This window comes from Enterobacter sp. UNJFSC 003 (genome assembly GCF_036903355.1).
Classification (GTDB): Bacteria; Pseudomonadota; Gammaproteobacteria; order Enterobacterales; family Enterobacteriaceae; genus Enterobacter.
In genome coordinates this window covers 1-258 of sequence record NZ_JBAKHK010000232.1, presented here as the reverse complement: position 1 = coordinate 258, position 258 = coordinate 1, and the positions used below count along the sequence as shown (strand labels likewise).

Below are 258 nucleotides of genomic sequence, written 5' to 3'. Positions count from 1 at the left end.
GCAATGCCCAGCTCGCTGAACAGTTGCTGAAAACCATCCTGATTGTCTTTACCGAGGAAGCCGCCAACGGTGACATCAATTCCCAGGTCTTTTAATACTTTGGCCACGTTGATGCCTTTACCCGCCGCATGCAGACCGGTGGTTTTCACCAGGTTCACTTCGCCGCGTTCAATTTCCGGGCAGAAACCAACAAGGTCATAAGCCGGATTAAGGGTGATAGTAGCAACACGTCTGCTCATTATGCGCCCTCCCCAAGAC

The 258-nt window shown here is 51.9% G+C and carries 1 protein-coding gene; it reads right to left on the bottom strand.

From position 1 onward, the window contains the following. Positions 1-239 (bottom strand): PfkB family carbohydrate kinase (locus V5P19_RS23935; RefSeq protein ID WP_334408049.1); only part of this gene is annotated, 239 nt, incomplete at its 3' end. Between the last annotated feature and the right edge of the window lie 19 nt (positions 240-258).